The organism is Streptomyces sp. BBFR51, from assembly GCF_044591655.1.
In the GTDB taxonomy this organism is placed as follows: Bacteria; Actinomycetota; Actinomycetes; order Streptomycetales; family Streptomycetaceae; genus Streptomyces.
On the sequence record NZ_CP172448.1, the window covers coordinates 7,413,889 to 7,434,593 of the forward strand.

16 protein-coding genes and 3 pseudogenes are annotated in these 20,705 nt (G+C 71.3%); 10 read left to right on the forward strand and 9 right to left on the reverse strand.

Features of this window, described 5'->3' with window-relative positions; all coding sequences use genetic code 11:
- Positions 1-13: 13 nt before the first annotated feature.
- Positions 14-358 carry a RidA family protein gene (locus ACGH7X_RS33630; RefSeq protein ID WP_399892570.1) on the reverse strand — a complete coding sequence of 115 codons (345 nt, stop codon included), beginning with the start codon at positions 356-358 and terminating at the stop codon, positions 14-16.
- A 268-nt stretch (positions 359-626) separates the two neighbouring features.
- Between ACGH7X_RS33630 and ACGH7X_RS33635 the strand changes: the two genes are divergently transcribed.
- Entirely contained in the window at positions 627-1,871 is a 1,245-nt protein-coding gene (locus ACGH7X_RS33635) for an NAD(P)/FAD-dependent oxidoreductase (protein WP_399892573.1), read from the forward strand.
- Between the two features lie 113 nt (positions 1,872-1,984).
- Entirely contained in the window at positions 1,985-3,391 is a 1,407-nt protein-coding gene (locus tag ACGH7X_RS33640; RefSeq protein ID WP_399892575.1) for a serine hydrolase domain-containing protein, read from the forward strand.
- 73 nt (positions 3,392-3,464) lie between these two features.
- Here the strand turns inward: ACGH7X_RS33640 and ACGH7X_RS33645 are convergent, their stop codons facing one another.
- Positions 3,465-4,061, reverse strand: a complete 597-nt coding sequence (locus ACGH7X_RS33645) for an NADPH-dependent F420 reductase (protein ID WP_399892578.1) — start codon at positions 4,059-4,061, stop codon at positions 3,465-3,467.
- 48 nt (positions 4,062-4,109) lie between these two features.
- Positions 4,110-4,946: an inositol monophosphatase family protein gene (locus tag ACGH7X_RS33650; RefSeq protein WP_399892581.1), complete on the reverse strand. Its 837-nt coding sequence runs from the start codon at positions 4,944-4,946 to the stop codon at positions 4,110-4,112.
- A gap of 128 nt (positions 4,947-5,074) precedes the next feature.
- On the opposite strand from ACGH7X_RS33650, the gene ACGH7X_RS33655 reads away from it, so the two are divergent.
- On the forward strand, positions 5,075-6,019 hold the full coding sequence (locus ACGH7X_RS33655; RefSeq protein WP_399892584.1) for a LysR family transcriptional regulator: 945 nt from the start codon (positions 5,075-5,077) through the stop codon (positions 6,017-6,019).
- On the opposite strand, the gene ACGH7X_RS33660 is transcribed toward ACGH7X_RS33655, so the two are convergent.
- Positions 6,016-6,621, reverse strand: a complete 606-nt coding sequence (locus ACGH7X_RS33660; protein ID WP_399892587.1) for a TetR/AcrR family transcriptional regulator — start codon at positions 6,619-6,621, stop codon at positions 6,016-6,018. The two genes, ACGH7X_RS33655 and ACGH7X_RS33660, sit on opposite strands and share 4 nt — an antisense overlap.
- A gap of 190 nt (positions 6,622-6,811) precedes the next feature.
- Between ACGH7X_RS33660 and ACGH7X_RS33665 the strand changes: the two are divergent.
- A pseudogene (locus ACGH7X_RS33665) lies at positions 6,812-7,420 on the forward strand (DSD1 family PLP-dependent enzyme); the annotation flags it as partial.
- A gap of 69 nt (positions 7,421-7,489) precedes the next feature.
- Here the strand turns inward: ACGH7X_RS33665 and ACGH7X_RS33670 are convergent.
- Entirely contained in the window at positions 7,490-8,221 is a 732-nt protein-coding gene (locus tag ACGH7X_RS33670; protein WP_399892590.1) for a DJ-1/PfpI family protein, read from the reverse strand.
- A gap of 95 nt (positions 8,222-8,316) precedes the next feature.
- Positions 8,317-9,642 carry an amidohydrolase family protein gene (locus ACGH7X_RS33675; RefSeq protein ID WP_399892593.1) on the reverse strand — a complete coding sequence of 442 codons (1,326 nt, stop codon included), beginning with the start codon at positions 9,640-9,642 and terminating at the stop codon, positions 8,317-8,319.
- 433 nt (positions 9,643-10,075) lie between these two features.
- On the opposite strand from ACGH7X_RS33675, the gene ACGH7X_RS33680 reads away from it, so the two are divergent.
- A complete protein-coding gene (locus tag ACGH7X_RS33680; protein WP_385966214.1) occupies positions 10,076-10,636 on the forward strand; it encodes a DUF308 domain-containing protein in 561 nt (186 codons plus the stop codon).
- Positions 10,637-10,662: 26 nt separating this feature from the next.
- Here the strand turns inward: ACGH7X_RS33680 and ACGH7X_RS33685 are convergent.
- Positions 10,663-11,932, reverse strand: a pseudogene (locus ACGH7X_RS33685) (alpha-L-fucosidase).
- A 275-nt stretch (positions 11,933-12,207) separates the two neighbouring features.
- Here ACGH7X_RS33685 and ACGH7X_RS33690 point away from each other — a divergent pair.
- Entirely contained in the window at positions 12,208-13,341 is a 1,134-nt protein-coding gene (locus ACGH7X_RS33690) for an NAD(P)/FAD-dependent oxidoreductase (RefSeq protein WP_385966211.1), read from the forward strand.
- A 45-nt stretch (positions 13,342-13,386) separates the two neighbouring features.
- Here the strand turns inward: ACGH7X_RS33690 and ACGH7X_RS33695 are convergent, their stop codons facing one another.
- Together ACGH7X_RS33695 and ACGH7X_RS33700 are read right to left on the reverse strand one after the other, a co-directional pair.
- Entirely contained in the window at positions 13,387-14,064 is a 678-nt protein-coding gene (locus ACGH7X_RS33695; RefSeq protein WP_385966209.1) for a response regulator, read from the reverse strand.
- The gene (locus tag ACGH7X_RS33700; RefSeq protein ID WP_399892598.1) at positions 14,039-15,208 is read right to left on the reverse strand and encodes a sensor histidine kinase; all 1,170 of its coding nucleotides are present in this window, start codon (positions 15,206-15,208) and stop codon (positions 14,039-14,041) included. Before ACGH7X_RS33700 ends, ACGH7X_RS33695 begins: the two co-directional genes overlap by 26 nt.
- 181 nt (positions 15,209-15,389) lie before the next feature.
- On the opposite strand from ACGH7X_RS33700, the gene ACGH7X_RS33705 reads away from it, so the two are divergent.
- The 4 genes and pseudogenes from ACGH7X_RS33705 (at position 15,390) to ACGH7X_RS33720 (ending at position 20,403) form a co-directional block, all read left to right on the forward strand.
- Positions 15,390-15,605, forward strand: coding sequence for a hypothetical protein (locus ACGH7X_RS33705; RefSeq protein WP_399892601.1), 216 nt, complete (start codon positions 15,390-15,392; stop codon positions 15,603-15,605).
- A 4-nt stretch (positions 15,606-15,609) separates the two neighbouring features.
- Complete coding sequence (locus tag ACGH7X_RS33710; RefSeq protein WP_399892603.1) at positions 15,610-17,799, forward strand: MMPL family transporter; 2,190 nt, start codon at positions 15,610-15,612, stop codon at positions 17,797-17,799.
- Positions 17,800-18,119: 320 nt separating this feature from the next.
- Positions 18,120-18,473: pseudogene (locus ACGH7X_RS33715) on the forward strand (MBL fold metallo-hydrolase); the annotation flags it as partial.
- Positions 18,474-19,200: 727 nt separating this feature from the next.
- A complete protein-coding gene (locus ACGH7X_RS33720) occupies positions 19,201-20,403 on the forward strand; it encodes an IS110 family transposase (protein ID WP_399882081.1) in 1,203 nt (400 codons plus the stop codon).
- Positions 20,404-20,705 lie beyond the last annotated feature (302 nt).

Here is a 20,705-nt window from a genome sequence, read left to right on the forward strand (position 1 = left end):
TTCCGGCGGGCGGTCAGCGGCGGCGGGCCCAGGCCTCCAGCTCGACCAGCGCGCCGAGGGGCAGCTCGTGCACCGCCACGCACGTACGCGCCGGCGGTTCGGTACTGAAGACGGCGTTGTACTGCTCGTTGAAGATCGAGAAGTGTTCCATCGTGGTCAGGTAGACGTTGACCTTGACCACGTCGGAGGTGTTCAGCCCGGCCGCGTCCAACACGGACAGCAGATTGGCCAGGGCCTGCTCCGTCTGTCCGGCGGCGCCGCCGTCCACCAGGCGGCCGTCGACCATGCCGATCTGTCCGGCGATCGCCACCAGGTCACCGGCGTCAACGGCCGGGCGGTAGAGCGGAAGTGAATTCATCGGTTCCTCACTTGAGAGTCGGCGGCCGGTCGGGCCCGTTGCGGCCACTATCGGCTTCCCGACGCTCGAAGTCGCCCTTCAGTTGTCCGGTGTCGACGGCCTCGTTTTCGACGTCTGTCACACCGGCCGTCGCACACCCCGCAGTACAGTCCTCACTCCTGGAGACAAGCATGCATCCCCCAGAACTCCCGGTCCCGCGGCGCGAACCCGAGGACGTCACCCGCCGCCACCCGCGCACGGCCGACCTCGGCGCAGGCGGTGGTCGCGCGTGACCCGCACGACGCGCAAGCCCCCCGCGCGGGTCGCCGTGGTCGGCGCCGGCATGGTCGGGCTGTCGACCGCGTGGTTCCTCCAGGAGGCCGGAGTCGAGGTGACGGTCCTCGACCGCTCGGGCGTCGCCGCGGGCTCCAGTTGGGGCAACGCGGGCTGGCTGACCTCCAGCCTGGCCACCCCACTGCCCGAACCGGGGATCCTGAAGTACGGCATCCGTGCCATGTTCAGCCCGTCCTCGCCGTTGTACATACCTCCGACCGCCGACCCGCGCATGCTCAGGTGGCTGGCCCGGTTCGCCCGGAACTGCACCTCGGCCCGGTGGAACAAGGCGATGCGGGGCATGCTGCCGCTCATCCAGGGCGCCCCGACCGCGTTCGACGCGATGGAGGCCGGCGGGGTCACCGCCCGCACCAGGCCGGCCGACCCGCTCACCGTGGCGTTCCGCCGCGCACGGGACAGCGAGGGCCTGCTGGAGGAGTTCGCACACCTGCGGGCCACCGGGCGGCCGGTGGACTTCGACATCCTCGACGGAGCCGACGCGAGGAACGCCGAACCCTCCCTGTCCGACGAGATCACCCGCGTGGTCCTCCTCCGCGGCGAGCGGCTCATCGACCCCGCCCGGTACGTCCGGGCCATCGCCGACTCGGTACGCGAGCGGGGCGGCCGGATCGTCGAGGGGGCCGAGGTCCGCACCGTCCGGCCGACTCCTTCCGGCGTCACCGTGGCGGGGGAGGACTACGACTCGGTCGTCCTCGCCCACGGCGCCTGGATCAACCGGCTGGCCCGGCAGGCAGGCGTGCGGCAGATCGTGCAGGCCGGGCGGGGGTACTCCTTCACCGTCAAGACGGACCACATGCCCGAGGGCCCCCTCTACTTCGCCAAGCAGAAGGTCGTCTGCACCCCCCTCGGGGACCGGGTGCGGATCGCCGGGACGATGGAGTTCCGGGACGTCGGCGCGCCCAAGGACCCGCGACGCGTCGAGTCCCTCGTCGCACAGACCCGCGTCCTGCTGAGAGGAGCCCGGCTCGACGACCGCCAGGACGAATGGGTCGGCGCCCGCCCCTGTACCGCCGACGGCCTCCCTCTGGTCGGAGCGGGCAAGGACCCTCGTGTCTACGTGGCCGGCGGCCACGGGATGTGGGGCATCTTCCTCGGGCCGGTCAGTGGCCGGCTCCTGGCCGAGGAGATCGCCACCGGACACCGTCCCGAGCCACTGCGCGCCGTCGATCCGCTGCGCTGACGGCCCGGTACGGCCGACACCGCGACGACGCCGGCAGTCGGCCGCTCGGCACCGACGCCGGCGCCGCACACCCGTCCGCCCCATCCGCACCGTCCACGAGGAGACGACCCGCCGTGACTCGACCCCCAGGTTTCCGTTCCCCCGCCCTGACGGAACAGCCCGACCTGCCGCACTGGCAGCAGCGGCTCGCCGAGCTGGCCGAACGGCACCAGGTGCCCGGCGCGGTCCTGGGCGTCGCCCGAGGCGCGCACACTGAGGTGGCCGCGCACGGCGTGCTCAACAAGGCCACCGGGGTGACCGCCACGCCTGACTCCCTCTTCCAGATCGGGTCCATCACGAAAGTGTGGACCGCGACGTTGGCCATGCAGCTCGTGGACGAGGGCGCACTGGACCTCGACGCCCCGGTCGCCGACGTTCTGCCGGAGCTGCGCCTAGCCGACCCGCGGGTCGCACGGCAGGTGACGATGCGGCACCTGCTCACCCACACCAGTGGCATCGACGGGGACGTGTTCACCGACACCGGACGCGGCGACGACTGCGTGGAACGCTTCGTCGGTCGGTTGGACGAGGCCGCCCAGAACCATCCGCCCGGGGCGACCTTCTCGTACTGCAACTCCGGGTTCGTGCTCGCCGGGCGGGTCGTCGAGAAGCTCACCGGCATGAGTTGGGACCGTGCGTTGCGCGAACGGCTGTGCGTCCCGCTGGGCCTCGAACACACCGTCACGCTGCCGGAGGAGGCGCTGCGCTTCCGCACCGCCCTGGGGCACGACTCCGAGAACGGGCTGCCGCCCCGCCCGGTCTCCACCTGGGGCCTGCCGCGGTCGGCGGGACCGGCCGGCCTGATCACCGCCACGGCCGGTGATGTCCTCACCTTCGCCCGGGCGCACCTGGCGGGCGGCACCGCACCGGACGGGACCCGACTGCTCTCGGAGCGGGCCGCACGGGCCATGACCGAGCATCAGGTCGAGTTGCCGGACACCCACGCGCTCGGGGATTCCTGGGGTCTCGGCTGGATCCGCTTCGGCTGGGACGGCCACCGCCTGGTCGGGCACGACGGGAACACCCTCGGACAGTCGGCGTTCCTGCGAGTGCTGCCGGAGCAGGACCTGGCCGTCACGCTCCTCACCAACGGCGGTGCGGCGAAGGACCTTTACCGGGAGCTGTTCGGGGAGATCTTCGCCGAACTGGCCGGCCTGGCCCTGCCCGGGCCGCCGCGGCCACCGGCCGACCCGGTCCCGGTGGACGTCTGTCGGCACCTCGGGCGGTACGAGCGGGCCGGGTCACGCATCGACATCCTCGAGACCGCGGACGGACCGCGGCTGCGGCACACGACCACCGGAGCACTCGCGCACCTGGTGCCGGAGCCGGTCCAGGAGACCGCGCTGGTGCCCGTGTCGGAGAACCAATTCCTCGTGCGGTACGCGGACAGCCCGTCCTGGATCCCGGTGACGTTCTACGCGCTGCCCACCGGTGAGCGCTACGTCCACCACGGCATGCGCGCGACCCCGAAGGTGTCCTGAGCCGACCCGGTGGTAGGCGGGGAAGCCCGGCCGTCGTGCCCTCGTCCTGCGGCGCAGCCGGTCCGGCGAGGCGTCAGCGGGCGATCGACACGGCGAAGGGCGCGAATCCGCTGGAGCGGATCACATGGGGGACGAACAGCACCGCCGCCTCGGTCGCCCGAGCGGTCTCGACCCCGCCGAGGTCCGAGATCCAATCGGGCCGCCAGCCGAGGTCCGCCAGGATTCCCCGGACGAGTTGCTTGGCCTCCGCGCTCTCACCGGAGAGGAAGGCCGTCGGCGGTTGCGCGAGCAGCGCCGGGGCGGTCATCACCGGGTAGAGCATCGTGTTGAGGGTCTTCACGACGTGGGTGTCGGGGAGCGCCTCCTGCAGGTGCTCGGCGAGGCTCGAGCCGGGGTGGAGCAGCGCGGTGGGCAGGCCGTCCGGGCCGTCGACGGTGGCGTTCGCGAGGTCCACGAGGACCTTGCCCCGCAGCTCTTCGCGCAGTGCGGTCAGCCGCTCCAGTGTGTCGTGGCCGGGGGTGGCGTTGACGATGACATCCGCCTCGCGAGCGTTGTCCGCCGCCTCGCCGGGCGTACGCCCCGCGACGCTCACCCGGTGTCCGGCCCGGATCAGGGCCGCGGCGAGCGGCCGGCCGACACGGCCGTTTCCGAGAACTGCGATCCGGTGCATTTGAGTTGGTCCGTTCCGTAGGTGGGGTGGTGTCCGGTGGTCAGCGCTTCAGCGCGTCAGGGTGGCGACGGCGGCCGCGTGCACCCCTGGAGCCGTGGCCAGGAAACTGTCACTCTCCGGAGTCCACGCGCGCCCCTCGATGTCCGAGACGAGTCCGCCGGCCTCGGAGACGAGCAGAGCCCCGGGGAGCAGGTCCGCACGAGCGCCGGCGAACTGCCAGAAGGCGTCGACACGGCCGGCGGCCACGGACAGCAGGTGCAGTGTCGCGGGCACGGACACGCGTACCACCAGCGCGTCGAGGAGCATCGCCGTGATCGAGGAGCCGAGGCGGCGGACGACGGCCGCGTCTTCGTCCGGTCTGGCCTGGCTGGTGGCCGCGAGGGCGAGGGTGAGGTCCGTGGTTGTGGACACGTGGAGGCGCCGGCCGTCCAGGTGGGCACCGGCGCCGGCGAGCGCCGTGTAGGTCTCGCCGCTCAACGGCAGGTGGACCGCGGTGAGTACGGGCCGGTTCGCGCGGACCAGAGTGGCGGTGACCGCCCACTCCCGCAGGCCGTGCAGGTGGTTGATGTTGCCCTCCACCGGATCCACCAGCCACCACTCTCCGGGCGGCAGCGCACCCCCTTGCAACTCGTCCTCCACCCAGCGGGCGTCAGGGCGCAGTTGGGCGAGGCGGGGCCGCAACGCGGCGAGCACCGCGTCGTCGTTGGCGGCGAGCGCCCGCATCAGGTCCGCGCGGCTCTCGTGGCGGACGGTGTCGCCGAAGCGCTCCACGAGGAGCGATCCCGCGGCCCGGACGGCGTCCGACGTCCGGGCGAGCAGTTCGACGTCCGGCGAGGGGACTGCTGCTCCCGCGTTCGCGACGGTGCCTCGTATCGATTCGGGCATGACGGTCTCCATCCGAGGGAGTGTGAGTGGTGGATGTGGGGCCTTCGCCGGCCCGGCCCCGCACTCCGACGGTAGGAGTCCGCTCACTTAACATCAAGTGCATGTCAGGAACGCCTAACATGACTCGCATGCAACTGGATCTGAACCTGCTGACAGCCCTCGACGCCCTGCTGGAGGAGGGCAGCGTGGCCGGAGCGGCAGCGCGGCTCCACGTGACCGCCCCCGCGATGAGCAGGAGCCTCGGCCGGCTCCGACGCGCCACGGGGGACCAGATCCTCGTGCGCACCGGACGGGAGATGACCCCCACGCCCTACGCCGTCGCCGTACGGGAGCAGGTGCACGACGTGCTGCTCCAGGCCCGGAGCGTGCTGGCGCCGAGCCGTGAGGTCGACCTCGCTCGTCTGGACCGCACCTTCACGCTCCGCTGGCACGACTCCCTCGTCGCTCTCGCCGGGCCCGCGCTGTTGACCGCCGTCCGCGGCCGGGCGCCGGGAGTGCGGCTGCGCTTCATCGCGGAATCCAGCGTGGACACACCCGAGTTGCGCCGTGGGCAGGTGGACCTGGAGGCCAACGCGGCCCGTCCGGACACGCACGGTGTCCGGGCCGAGCAGGTGACCGAGAGCCGGCTCGTGATCGTCGTACGGCGGGGGCACCCGCTCACCCGCGCCGGGAGCGTCACCGCCGCGCAGTACGCGTCCGCCGAGCACATCACCGTCTCGCGGCGCGGCAGTCTCACCAACGCCCTCGACGACGCCTGCGCGGAACTCGGCCTCACCCGCCGCGTGGTGGGAACCGCGCCCACCGAAGCGGCCGCCTTCGCGTTCGCGCGCGACTCCGACCTCCTCGTCACCGTCCCCGACATCACCGTCCGCCCGGTGGACACGGTGGCCGGTCTGACCGTGCTGGGACTGCCGGTCGAGCTGCCGCCGGCCCCGGTGTACCTGTCATGGCACCAGCGCTACGACACCGACCCCGCGCACGTGTGGCTGCGCGACCTGGCGCGGACCGCGCTCGCATCGTGCGCGGAGTCCGGAGGGCCGCTGGACGGGGCGGCGAAAGAAGCCGGACGTTAGACGGCCGGCTTCGCGGTCTTGTCGGTGAGGGTCCGCAGGAGTCCTTCGACGCCGTTGAGGAACGTCGCGGAGATCAGTTCCGGGTCGAAGAGGCAGCCGGCCGCCATGGCTCCGTCGCGGAGCATGACGAGGTGTCCTCCGGCGGCCTCGGCCTCGTCGCCGTTGACCTGGCCGAGCAGCTCGGTGAGCGTGTCGAGGAACCACTCCCGGTGGGCGATGACGGCTCGGTGGATCGGATGGGCGGGGTCGAAGTACTCGGCGGCGGCGTTGAGGAAGGCGCAACCGCGGAACCCGGGGGAGCGGATGCCTTCGGTGATGGACCGGGCGACGGCCCGGACCTGCTCGGCCGGGGACCGGCTGCCGGCCACGGCGTCGGCGACCTGGGCGCGGATGGCGAGGTCCGCCTGGTCGAGGTAGGCGAGGACGAGTTCTTCCTTGCCGGCGAAGTGCCGGTACAGCGTGGCGCGGGTGACCTGCGCTTCGGCGGTGATCCGGTCGATGCCGACGGAGTGGATCCCCTCGGCGTAGAAGATCCGCGTCGCCGTGGCCAGAAGCCGTGCACGCGCTTCGGAAATCTTGCCGCCCTCCGTGCTCCGAGTCATAACGACCGAGCGTACCGCATGGCAGAACGTTCGGTCTTGTCAGGTCGTCGCGTGAAGTCGTGCACGTCAGGAGCCGGAACGGCCGGAGCGGCGGACGCTTGGACTAGAAGTCCAGATCTGTACTACTTGGCCATTTCGGCTAACGTGCAGGTTGGCCCAGCCGAGACGGTGAGGCCGAAGCCTGTCGCGGGACGAACAGCGCCTGGCCGCGAGGAACGAACGCGACAGCGCGGTCGCCGCGGCGGACCGGTTGCGCGCCGGCGGGATGCCCGTCGGTACCGTGAGCGTCGATTCCACACCCACCGGGCACGCTGCCGAGGACCTCGGCGGTGTCACCGAACTGCGGGCCGGGAACTACGTGTTCTTCGACCTGGTGATGGCCGGCCTCGGGGTCTGCGGCATCGACGACCTGGCGCTGTACGTGGTCGTCACCGTGATTGGCCACCGCCCCGAGTACGGCTGGATCGTGACCGACGACGGATGGATGGCGATGTCCCGTGACCGCGGCACCGCGGCCCAGGCGGAGGACCAGGGGTACGGACTGGTCACGGATCTCGACGGGCGGCTGATCCCGGGCCTGCTGATGACGGTCGCGAGCCAGGAGCACGGCACACTCACCACCCGCGACGGCGCCCCCCTGCCGGAGCTACCGATCGGCACCCGCCTGCGCATCCTGCTCAACCACGCCTGCGCCACCGCCGCCCAGCACCGCGGCTACCAGGTCTTCGACGGCTCCCAGAACCCCGCCAACGGCCCTCGGGCCATCGAGGCCTTCTGGCCGCGGGTCTCCGGCTGGTGACGGCTGAGTCGACGCCCACCGTGGGTCGTTCCGCCCGGACATGACCCCGGGGTCACGCGCCTGCTTCCATCAGTTCGCCTGCCAGACGGTCCCGCGGGCCTCGTACTCCAGCATCGCCTCCACACCTGTCGCGGCATCCGACCCGAGTTCGCGTCCGACCAGCCACAGGCCCAACTCCAGGCCCGACGTGATGCCCGCGGCGGTGACGAGGTTCCCGTCGTCGACCACGCGGGCGTTCTTGACGATCCCACCGTGCTCTTCGAGGTACGCCTTCGCGCCGTGGTGCGTGGTGCACGGGCGGCCCTCGGTCAGACCGGCCGCGGAGAGTATTACCGCCCCCGTGCAGAGGGAGCTGATCGTCAGGCCGCGACGGGGAGCGGCGGCGAGCGCCCGCGGGAGGGTGCCGTCGTCGATCTCGGCCCAGACGCCGGGTCCTTCGCGACGTGTGTAGCCGCCGCCGGGTACCACGATCAGGTCGGTCTCCCGCGGGGCCCAGCGGTGCCGCACCTGGACTCCCGTGCCGTATCCGCAGCGGATCAGCCTCGGCCGGCCCGTGGTGACGTACCGGACCTCGACCCCGGCCGCACTGTGCATCGTGGCTGCCGAGAAGACCTCGTAGGGCGCGATGCAGTCCAGCTCCTCGACCCCGTCGAACATGACGATGTCGACGCGCAGGGGCCCTGTCCGTCGCGCCGTGACGGGAGCAGCCTCGGCGTGGGGCACCGCGGCCGCCGTCAGTGCCCCGGCCCCCAGGCCGGCCGCACCCGCTGTCGTCCGGCGAAGAAACTGTCTGCGCTCCATCGGTGTGCCTCCAGTGGCCGCCGTGGTGACGATCGGAATGACCTTGCGGCTCATTGGTCGTGTCGAGCACCGACCCAGTTCCCTGAGGGGGCCCTTCAGCCGGCGTCCCGGACCTCGGCCCACGGGCTCTCGGGCAACGCGTCGCGATCGATGCGGGTGCCGTCCTTGAACACGTCGGCGATGCGGCGGTAGTTGCGCGGGTCGGCCAGGGGGTCGGCGTCGAGGATGACCAGGTCGGCCCGCTTGCCGCTCTCGACGGTGCCGAGTTCATCGGCCTTCCCGTAGGCCTCGGCGATGTTCCTCGTCGCGGCGAGCAACGCGTCCATCGGCTGCATGCCCCGCTCGGCGACCGCTTCCAGCCACAGGAAGTGCCCCTCGCCCAGCTCCGTCAGCAGGTCGTCCCCCTGAAGCAGCGGAGCCATCGCGGTGAACCGCAGCTCGGGGCGTGTGAGGTAGGCGTCCGTGGTGAGCAGGATCCTCGCGCCGGCGTCGATGAGTCTGCGGTCGTTGACGTCCTTGGTCGCGTGCAGCCACTGCATCGGCGGGATGCCGTGGGCCTCGTTCCACGCCACGTAACGCTCCGTCTGGACCATGCACGCGCACGGGATCTGCCGTCGCACGATGTCGTCGAGCAGGTCGTCCGGGATCGGGTGCCGGCCGGAGGCGTCCGGGTGCTGGAGCAGGTCCGCACCGGCCTCGACCTCCATCCGCAGACTCTCCGGAGTCGTGGAGTGGGCTTGCGCGGTGAGCCCGGCCCGGTGCGCCTCCTTCACGATCATCCGCTGCGTCCGCTCGGAGAAGAGGATGTGGTCCATCTGCTGATGCCCGCTGGAGCCGTACTTGACGAGGTCGACCAGTCCACGGTCGAGGTAGGAGCGCACGCGGTCGCGCACCTGCTCCGCCGGCAGCCACAGGAGGTCTGCGCCGACACCGGCTTCGAAGACCTCGTTGATCCGGGTGATCGTGTCGGAGCCGATGATCGGGCTGGACCCGAAGAAGTCCGGTGACAGCGGCCCGGAGAATCCGATGATGTTCCCGCCGACGAACATCCGGCTGCCGACCGCACCGCCGCCGTTGATGAGGTCACGGGCCTTGACCAGCGGCTCCAGCGGGCCGTAGGTGTCGAAGACCGTCGTCAGGCCCGCGCGCAGGGCGACCGCCGCGGACTCCAGCGCCATCTCGTGGTAGCGCCCCTCCTCTTTGAGCAGCCGTTCCGGCGGCGGGGCGATGAAGTGCACGTTGGCGTCCATCAGGCCGGGGATGACGAATTTGCCGGTCGCGTCGATGACCTCGGCGCCGACGGGCGGCGGCTGAGTGCCGACCGACACGATCCGCTCGTCCCGTAGCAGCACGTTCGCCTTGGCTGGGGCGCTGCCGGTCCCGTCGACGACGGTCGCGCCGACGATTGCCAGGTCCTTCACGATGACTCCTCGGTCCGGGTGCGGAGGGGCGGCAACCTGCCCAAGGCGGGAGGAAGGGCAAGCGAGGGCGGCTCGTCTGCGGCTTCGCGGGGCGGGCCTCGGTAACGCGTCTCACGCTAGCGGGCCACGCGGTCCACGGTCTCACGACGGATGTCGCGACCTGGACCTGTCGGACTCGACACCGTGCGCGCCGCCGCGCCGAAACGCACGTCGATGCGATCCATGCGCCTGCGCCCCGCGGCATGCCGCCGCCCCCGCCGGAGAGGTAGGTAGAACGTTCGGTCTTGACAAGAGAACTCGGTGTTGCAAGCCTTGTCAGACAGAACGCTCGGTCTCCCTGAGGTGCTGTCACCGGACCCGCGGGTCCGCCCGTTCGGGACGACCGGCCCGCCCCCGGACCTCTCCGCTTCCGGATCCCATCGAAAGGTTCACCATGACCACCATCGCCGCTCCGTCCGCCACCACCGGGCCGGCCTCCGCACTACGGCGGCTCTACTTCGTCCGGTTCGCGTTCGCCATCGTCTGGGCCCTGGTCATGTTCACCATGGCCGAGGAGATCACCCCCGTCGCGGGCGTGCTGCTCGTGGTGTATCCGCTGTTCGACGTCGGTGCCGCCGTCGTCGACGCCAACGCCTCGCGCGAGACCCGGTCGCCGGTGCTCCTCTACGTCAACATGGCGGTCAGCCTCGTCGCGGCCGTCAGCGTGGGCATCGCCGCGACGTCCGGGATCCCGGCGGTGCTGCGGGTGTGGGGCGCCTGGGCGATCGTCTCCGGTCTGGTCCAGCTGATCGTGGCCGTTCCCCGCCGCACGATGGGCGGCCAGTGGCCGATGATCCTCAGCGGTGCCATCTCCGTGCTCGCCGGAGCCTCGTTCGTCGCGTCCGCCGGCGCGGACGACCCCACGCTCGCCGGCGCCGTCGGGTACGCCGTCCCGGGCGGCATCTTCTTCCTCATCTCCGCCCTGCGCCTCGGCCGCGCCGCCAGGGAAAGCTGACGACCCGCACTCCCGAGGCGCCTTGTTCACGCCCGGCCCCGGCCCGTGTACAGCTCCAGTTCCCCGTCGAGTTCGAGGGCGAGGACGCTGCCGTGGCGGGCGAGGTCCGCCGGGTCGGGCGCGTCGATCCACAGGACCCGGGGACGTCGTGCAGACCACCGGTGCGACGGTGGGCGAGTTCGGTCCCGGTCCCGAGGACGCTGACCCGACGCACCGCGTTGCGCAGGCCGCGGACCGCCACCGTTTCGCTCGGTGGGTCGAAGCAGACCAGGTAGAGCGTGCGGCGGTCGGCGGACAACGTGCTCGGTCCGTAGTGGTGCCCCGGCGGCAGGCCCGCGACGGTGCCGTGGACGGCCGCGGAGTGGCGCCGGATCCAGTCACCCAGCCCTTCGAGCCGTCGGGCCTGTTCCGCGACGATCGTGCCGTCGGCCCGCGGCCCCACGTTCAGCAGGAGATTGCCCCCATGCCTATCGTCTCGGCGAAGTACCGCACGAGTTGTCCCACGCTCTTGTGGTTGTCGTCCCGGGGCCGGTAGCCCCAGGAGTCGTTGACGGTCAGGCACAGCTCCCATGGGGTCTCGGATGCGGACATGGGCAGCCCCTGCTCGGGCGTGGCGTAGTCGCCGTGGCCGAGCAGCCGGGCATTGCACACCGTGTCCGGTGCCGTCTCCCGGATCAACCCGGCCAGTTCGGACATCCGCCACTGCTGGGCCGAGCGTTCCCACTCGCCGTCGAACCAGAGCAGGTCCGGCCTGAACCGGGTGAGCAGTTCGTGCACCTGGCCGTCCCGGTAGTCGAGGTAGCGGTCCCAGGCGCGGGGGTCCTCGGCGCCCGGGGCGGGGGAGACGCAGCCGCTGTCGACCAGTTCTGGGTGGGGTGGGTGGGGGTGCCGTATCGAGGCGTAGTCGGGGTGGCTCCAGTCGGAGTGCGAGTAGTACAGACCGGCCCTGAGCCCTTCGGCTCGCATCGCGCCCACGTACTCGGCGACCAGGTCGCGGCCCGCGGGTGTGCGCCGGACCACGTTCAGATCGCTCAACCGCGTGTCCCACAGGGCCACTCCGTCGTGGTGCCGTGCCGTGAGAACGGCGTACCCGGCCCCCGCGCGGGCGAAGAGCCGGGCCCAGGCGCCGGGGTCGTAGGCGGACGCGGTGAAGCCGTCGAGTTGCCTCATGTACCGCTCGTGCGGCATCACGCCGTCGAAGAGGGCCCAGGACTCGGGCACGCCCTCGACCGAGTAGATGCCGTAGTGCACGAATATGCCGAGCTTGGCTTCGGTGAACCAGGGTTGCATGGTCATGATGGACCGTCCTCGCAGAATCTCGCCGTATGCCTCCGGGCCGACCCCCGTGATTGTCGCCGCGGATTGGTCCCGGCCGGGCTCGACGGCCACCATGTGGTCCGTCGGCATCTGCCCAGGGCCAGGCCGGGCGCGTGCCGTGCTGTAGCGCCGGCGGTCCGATCCCTTTGACAGCTGTCGGTCGCCGCGCCCTCGGAGACCCACCAGAGTGGGCCCCATCGGGGCCACGGTCGGGGAGAACCCGCGTCTGCCCACCCACGGTCGAAGGAGATTCCTTGCTGAGCAGTGATGTCGTGGTCGTCGGTGCCGGGATGGCCGGAGCGTCCGTGGCCGCGGAGCTGTCCGAGCGGCTGTCGGTCGTGGTGGTGGAAGCGGCCGCCTCGGGGGAGGAGCACAGCACGGGTCGCTCCGCCGCCGCGTTCCTGCCCTCCTACGGAAGCGCCGGGGTACGCGCGCTCACCCGGGCGAGCCATCCGCTCTTCGAGGCGATGGCCGGCGGCGACGCGCCCCTGCTGCGACCGCGGCCCCTGCTCTGGGTGGCGACCGACGAGCCGAGCGAGCACACCCTGACCGAGCTGAAGCGGACCTCACCGCACCTGGAGTCACTCTCCCCCGCGCAGGCGCGGGGCCTGTGCCCGCCGCTGCGGAGCGAGCGCGTCCGGTCCGCAGCGGTGGACCGGACGGCCGCGGACGTGGACGTCGCGGGCCTGCACCAGGCGTACTTCAGGACGTTGCGGCGGCGCGGCGCCACCGTGCTGTTCAACGCCGCGGTGCGCGAGATCGAGCGCGAAGGCCAAGGCTGGAACGTCACGGCAGGCGAACACGTCGTGCACTGCGCGAAGGTCGTGGACGCCGCCGGGGCGTGGGTCGACCAGGTGGCAGGCCGCGCCGGCGTACCGGCGCTCGGCATCCGGTCAAAGCGGCGCACAGCCTTCGTCAGCCCCACCGGGTTCGCGGGTGACGTCGGCAAACTACCGCTGGTCGTGGACGCCTGTGAGCGCTGGTACGTGAAACCGGAAGCGGGGCTCATCCTCGGTTCGCCCGGGGACGCCACGGACGTGTCTCCCGGCCGGCCGCGCCCGGACGAACTGGAGATCGCGCGAGCACTCGAGGCCATCGCGGCGACGACCACGCTCGGGCTGCGCAGTGTGCGACGCGCGTGGGCGGGTCTGCGCAACTTCGTCGACGACCACGAGCCGGTGGTCGGCGAGTGGTCCGGGCACGAGGGCTTCCACTTCCTGGCCGGACAGGGTGGTTACGGCATCCAGATGGCCCCGGCGCTGGCCCGCCTGGCGGCTGACGTCGTCGCCGACGGAACGCTGTCCCCGGAAACGGCGGGGTACGGGGTCCCGGCGACCGCCCTCCGCCCCGACCGCCTGTCGCCCGCACCGACGACTCGGCTCCGGTGAGGCACGTTCAGGATGTGGTGGCCCGGACGGCCGCGGCCGCCTCCGTCAGTCCGTGAGCCAGCCGGGGCTGACCATGCGGTACTCGTAGGCCATGACGACGACTTGGGATCTGTCGCGGGCGCCGAGTTTGGCCATGATGCGACTGACGTGGGTCTTCGCGGTCAAGGGGGAGAGCACCAGCTGGGCGGCGATCTCGTCGTTGGTGCGGCCGGCCGCGATCAGCCGCATCACTTCGCGTTCACGGCCGGTCAGGGCGTCGAGGCGCCGGTCCGGTGGACCGGTCCGGGTCTGGTCCGGGCGGTCGGCGAACTCGGCGATCAGCCGGCGGGTGACGGAGGGGCTGATGAGCGCGTCCCCGCGGGCGGCGACACGCACCGCGTGCAGCAGTTCGGCCGGTTCGGTGTCCTTGACCAGGAAGCCCGTGGCGCCGCAGCGCAGGGCCTCGTACACATACTCGTCCAGGTCGAAGGTCGTCAGCATCACCACTTTCACCGCCGCCAAGTGCTCGTCGGCGGCGATGCGGCGGGCGGCTTCGAGGCCGTCCATGCCCGGCATGCGGATGTCCATCAGCACCACGTCGGGGTGCAGTTCCCGGCAGCCGGCCAGGGCGGCGTTCCCGTCGGCGGCCTCGGCGACGACGTGCAGGTCGGCCTCGTCGTCGAGCATCCCGCGAATGCCGGCGCGCACGAGGCGCTGGTCATCCGCCAGCAGGATCCTGATCATCAGCTGCTCCGCCGATCTGCTCGTGGTGGTCCGGCAACGGTAGTCGGGCCCGGACGGTGAACCCGCCGGTGGGGCCGGGTTCGGCGCTGAGGGTGCCGCCCAGGGCGCGGGCGCGTTCGGTCATGCCCGCGATGCCGCTGCCGTACCCCGGGCGGGCCGGCCTCGGGCCGTCGTCGGTGACCGAGAGGGCCAGGACACGCCGGCCGTGACGGACGCCGACGACGACGTGCCGGGCGCCGCTGTGCCGAACGGCGTTGGTCAGTGACTCCTGCACGATGCGGTAGGCGGCGAGGTCCACCGCCGCCGGCAACGGTGCCCGAGGGCCCGTGTGCTCGACGCGTACGTCCAGGCCCGCCAGGGATGCCGTGGAGACCAGCTCGTCGATCCGGGACAGCCCGGGTGCGGGCGTGGTGGGAGCCTCTTCGTCGACCTGACGCAGGACACCCAGGGTGGCGCGGAGTTCTCGCAGACCGTCCTTGCTGTTCTGCTTGATGGCGGCCAGGGCTTCCTCGGCCAGCCCCGGGTTCTTCCCCAGCCGGTGCAGGGTGGACGACGCCTGGACGTGAATCATCGACATGGTGTGGCCCGCGACGTCGTGCAGTTCGCGGGCGATGCGCAGACGCTCCCGGGTGGCCCGCAGCCTTGCCTGCTCCTCGGCGTAGGCGAGCCGGTCGTGGCGCATCGCCCCCAGCGCCACCGTCGCGACCAGCCAGCCGGCGAGCATGAAGACCGCCGTACCGGTGACGTCGCCGGTGCCGACGAGCGCACCCGCGCCCACGCCGATCACCATGACCGCTGCCATGGCGACGGACGTCTGGATTCTCCCCTGGGCCGCCAGCGTGTACAGGACGGCGATCGGGATCAGCACGAGTGGGCCGTCGACGGAACTCAGCAGGTAGTAGGCGCCGGTGCACAGGACCGTGAACCAGCCCACGGCCGTGGGGCGGCGACGGCGCAGCGGCAGTACCGCGCACACCACCACGGCAAGCGCCCAGGAGCCGATCAGCGAAGCGCTCGCGTCCCAGTCCGCGCCCAGGCGCTGTCCCTCGGCCGTGCCTGTCAGGACCAGGACGAGTCCGGCGAGCGCCCGGTCGGCGCGCGGCCCGGTGGGCAGGCGGAGGCGGGACACGTCGAGGTGCGGCATCGCTCCATCTTGCCCGCACCGCGGCGCGACCCGGCGGCTTATGTCCGCATTTCGTCTCAGGGTGCGTGCTGGAGAAGTACGTGGCGGCCGGGACGTACAACCGCTGGTGTACAGCGGCCACCGAGGACTGTCAGCCACGGGCCGACGTCCGGGCCCCGCCTCGGCCAGCAGGATCGAGGGCATGTCATCGTCCATCGCCCCCACCCGGATCAGTGCCGCCGTCGTCGGCGCGCTCGTGGGCGCCGCTGCCGGAATCCTGCTGGTCTCCGCTGCCGGAACGTTCTCGATCACGGTCAGTGGCCTGTTCGCCGGACTCGCACTCGGTGTACTCGCGCTCGCCGGGGCAGCGGTGGGCGCGGCGGTGACTCCCGGCACCACTCGATCCGACCCGAGGTAGGCACATGTCTTCCCCCCGCCGCTCCGCCCCACCCGTCGGCCCGCCCCCGCCCCCGCCGGCGTCCGGTACGTCCGCACCGGTCGGCCGGTTCGGCGCCCTGGCCGGCTGGGCGCAACGCCACCGCTGGACGGCCCTCGTCCTGTGGGTGGCGGTCGTGGCGGCCATCACGCTGGGCTCCACGCTGGCCGGCTCCGCGTACAGGAACGACTTCACGCTGCCGGGTACCGACTCGCAGACGGCCACCGACCTGTTCAAGCAGCACGGCAGCGACCAGGCGGGCGACAGCATCGAGATCGTCTTCAAGGACACCGCCGGCGTCCGGGGCGCCGAGGACCGCGTCGAGCCGATGCTGGCCGAGGTCGAGCGGATGACCGGGGTCGCGGACGTACGCAGTCCCTTCGCCGACGCCTCGGCGATCTCCGAGGACGGCACGATCGCCTACGCCTCGGTCACCCTGGACGGCAAGACCGAGGAGGTCCCCAAGGAGGACGTCGCCGAGATCATCGACGTCGCGCAGCGCACCGCCACCGACGGCCTGCAGGTCGAGGTGGGCGGAGAGGCCGCGCGCAACGCCGAGGACCAGGCGGCACCGACCGCCGAACTCGCCGGCATCGTGGCTGCCCTGGTCATCCTGGTCCTCTTGTTCGGATCGCTCCTCGCGGCGGCGGTGCCGCTGATCACCGCGCTGTTCGCGGTCGGCGGCGCCATCGGCCTGATCGCCCTGGCCTCGCACTTCTTCACCGTCGCCGACTTCACCCCGCCCATCCTGATGCTCGTCGGCCTGGGCGTCGGCGTCGACTACGCCCTGCTCATCTTCTACCGCTTCCGCCACGAACTGCTGGCCGGAGCCCAGCCCGCCGAAGCCGGCCGCAAGGCCCTCGACTCCGCCGGCCGCACCGTCTTCTTCGCCGGCTGCACGGTCATCGTCGCCCTCCTCGGCCTGGTCGCCCTCGGGCTCGGCTCACTCCAGGGCATCGCCCTGGCGGTCGCCATCACCGTCCTGGTCACCATGGCCGCCTCCCTGGTGCTGCTGCCCGCGCTCCTCGCCCTGTTCGGCGACCGCATACGACGCCATGTCCTCGGGCAGCGGGCCAAGGCCGCGACCAAGGGCACGACCGAAGGCAACCGCTGGCGGACGATGGCGCGCGCCGTGCAGCGCCGCCCGATCCCGACCCTGCTGGTCGGCGTCGTCGCACTCCTCGCCCTGTCCGCACCGGCTCTCGGCATGCGCCTGGGCTTCGCCGACTCCGGCAACGACGCGAAGAACACCACGTCCCGCCACGCCTACGACCTGCTCGCCGAAGGCTTCGGGCCGGGCTTCAACGGCCCGCTCATCGTCCTCATCAAGGGCGATGAGCGAGCGGGCAGGACCGTCCAGGCCCAGATCGCCACCACCGACGGCGTCGCCGCGACCAGCCCGGCGATGCCCTCCGAGGACGGCGCCCTGTCCACCGTCTTCGTCTACCCGACGACCTCCCCTCAGGCCGCCGGCACCGTGGACCTCGTCCACCACCTGCGCGACGACGTGGCCCCACCGCTGGAACACACCACTGGTGCCGAGGTGTTGGTCGGCGGCGCCACCGCCGCCTCCCAGGACGTCTCCGAAACCCTTGCCGACCGGCTGCCGCTGTTCGTCGCCGTCGTCGTCGGCGTCTCCTCGCTGCTGCTCCTGCTGGTCTTCAGGTCCGTCTGGATCCCGGTCAAGGCCGCCATCCTGAACCTGCTGTCCATCTCCGCCGCGCTCGGCGTGATCACCCTGGTGTTCCAGCACGGCTGGTTCGGGGCGCAGCCCGGCCCGGTGGAGGCGTTCATCCCCGCGCTGATCTTCGCGATCGTCTTCGGGCTCTCGATGGACTACGAGGTCTTTCTCGTCTCGCGCATACACGAGGAGTGGACGCGCACCAAGGACCCCTCGCAGTCCGTGCGGGAAGGTCTCGCTGCCACCGGCAAGGTCATCACCGCCGCCGCGGCGATCATGATGTTCGTCTTCGGTGCCTTCGTCCTCAGTTCCGACCGCATGCTCCAGCAGTTCGGGCTCGGCCTGGCCGTCGCCATCCTCCTCGATGCCGTGGTCATCCGCTGCCTGATCGTTCCCGCGGTCATGCAGCTGCTGGGCAAGTGGGCCTGGTGGCTGCCCGCACCGCTGGCTCGCAAGCTGCCCGAGGTGTCCGTCGAACGCCCCGAGCACAGCTGACCTGCAGCCGCCTCCGTCGCCAGAGCTGTGGCAATGGCACGGCCGGCGGACCGTTCCAGGCAGACGAGGGGCACGCGGTTGCCGCCCTCCGGGTCGCGGTGGAGCCTCGCGAGGGCTGCGACCGCGGCCCCTTCCGGCTCTGCGATACCGGTTCCGACCCCGTGGATGGCTGCAACACACGCGTCGACGCCCTGGTCGCCGAAGCGGTCAACGTCCTGACGGGCGTGCCGAAGGGCCGTGGACCGGCGGCAAGCTGGTTCGCCTGATAGAGCGTCATGCAGCCCAAGAACCACACGGACTATACGCCGCTGCCTGGCATGTGGCCAGACATTCACATGACGCCTGCGCAGGGGGTTCAGGCCCATCTTGACCTGCAGGGAGGCGCTCCGGGAGGGGTGCTGCTGCCGATCCACTGGGGCACGTTCAACCTGGCCCCGCATCCGTGGGCGGAGCCGGGGGAGTGGACCAAGGACGCGGCCGAGGAGGTTGAGCAGACAGTGGCGTTCCCGCGGCCGGGGGAGCCGTTCGAGCCGGCGGGGGAGCTGCCGGTGGAGGCGTGGTGGCGGTGGCGGGCGGTGTCGGATCCGATCGCGCACCCCTGGCGCCGCCCCCGCATCGTCGAAGGCGTGGCCGGGACGAGCAAGGGCGATCTCGACCTCGCGGGCGAGCGGTGACGTCGATCGAGGAGGACCTCGCGGAAGTCGCGCGGACGCTGGAGCGCCTCCCGTCCGAAGGACGCGGCCGAGTGCTGCGGGCATTGGACGGGGAACCTCGCAGCGAGCGAGCGGCCGTCGTCCAGCGGTTCAGGCCCTTTCCGACCTCGCAGGGCCCGTCGCGCGTTGTGGTCCGAATGCGCATCGTCGATCGCTGAGCTGCAGCTTCGTACGGATCTTCTGGATGCTTGGCGGTTCGTGGGTGTCGGGATGTGCCCCTTCCCGCAGCCGGCCGGCGGAGGCGGTCGGGCAAGGCATGATCGAGTCTCTGGGGATTCGATGGTGGGGGTGTGGTGTGAGGGATTGGCGGACCGATCCGACGTTCGCGATGTGCCGAGCGCTGGTGGACGGAGCAGATCTGGCCTCGTTCGTGGGAGGCGCGTTCGATGTGCGGGCGGTGGTGGCCGACATCGCCCGGGCCTGCCCCCGTTATGTTTTCCGCGGTCCTGCAAGAGGGCCGCTGGCCTCCGAGCCCGGCATGACTGTGTCCCCCTGTTGAACCGTATGACCTGGGGGGTGGTGTTCACCGGGCCCGAGAGGTGCCGTCGGAGACGCTGATGAGAGGTCCGGCCACCGTCCGGTCCGGTGCAATACCGGGCAGTTCACGGGCGGCAGGTCTGCATAACGTGGATGCGCGCGTACGACACCGATGCCCAGGCCAGCCGTGCCAAAGGAAGTGGAGAGCACGATGTTCGACACCGGCGACGTGGACGTCTTCCTCGGCCTGGACGTCGGCAAGACCGCCCATCACGGCCATGGACTGACCCCGGCCGGCAAGAAGGTCTTCGACAAGCCCCTGCCCAACAGCGAGCCGAAGCTGCGGGCCGTCTTCGACAAGCTGGCCGCGAAGTTCGGCACCGTCCTGCTGGTCGTGGACCAGCCCGCCTCTATCGGAGCCCTGCCGCTGACCGTCGCAAGAGACGCGGGCTGCAAGGTCGCCTACCTGCCGGGCCTGGCGATGCGGCGGATCGCCGACCTCTACCCGGGCGAGGCCAAGACCGACGCGAAGGACGCCGCGGTCATCGCGGACGCCGCCCGCACCATGCCCCACACCCTGCGGTCCCTGGAACTCACCGACGAGATCACCGCCGAGCTGACCGTCCTCGTCGGCTTCGACCAGGACCTCGCGGCCGAGGCCACCCGCACCTCCAACCGCATACGCGGTCTGCTCACCCAATTCCACCCCAGCCTGGAACGCGCCCTCGGCCCACGCCTGGACCACCAGGCCGTCACCTGGCTGCTGGAACGCTACGGCTCCCCCGCCGCACTGCGAAAAGCCGGACGCCGCAGGCTCGTTGACGGAATCCGGCCCAAGGCCCCGCGCATGGCCCAGCGGCTGATCGACGAGATCTTCGACGCGCTCGACGAGCAGACCGTCGTCGTTCCCGGCACCGGCACGCTCGACATCGTCGTCCCGTCGCTGGCCCGCTCGCTCGCGGCTGTTCACGAACAGCGCCGAGCTCTGGAAGCACAGATCGGGCAGCTGTTGGAGAAGCACCCTCTTTCCCAGGTCCTGATCTCGATGCCGGGGATCGCGATCAGGACCGCTGCCACCTTGCTGGTCACCGTCGGCGACGGCACCAGCTTCCCCACCGCCGCCCACCTGGCCTCCTACGCCGGCCTCGCACCCGCGACAAAGTCGTCGGGAACCTCGATCCACGGCGAACACGCACCACGAGGCGGCAACCGGCAGCTCAAACGCGCGATGTTCTTATCCGCGTTCGCCGCCCTGCACGATCCCGCCTCCCGGACCTACTACGACCGATGCCGAGCCAGAGGAAAGACCCACACGCAGGCTCTTCTCCGCCTCGCCCGACAGCGGATCAGCGTGCTGTTCGCGATGCTCCGAGACGGCACTTTCTACGAACACCGAACCCCACGCCTCGCTTGACGAAAGACATAGAGGCACCCCCCGGCCCTGGCTGCCGCAGGGAGCCAGGGGGAATCTCCTGCAGAGCGCGGCCCCCCGGCAGGCGCAGCCCAACCGGCTAGCCGGCGCCGAGGGCGCCGACGACCGTGCTTCCCGCCGGAGTGCGCACGCTGTGGGGACAGCCGCGCCGGCTGCTCCTTGTGCTGCACCAGCCAATCAGCCTCGCAGGGCGCAGCCGCCGTGGTAACTGTGGGTAAGTGCTGCAGAGATGTCAGAGCACACGCCGCCTGGCTTCATCCGGCCCGATCCGTCATTAGGGGGAG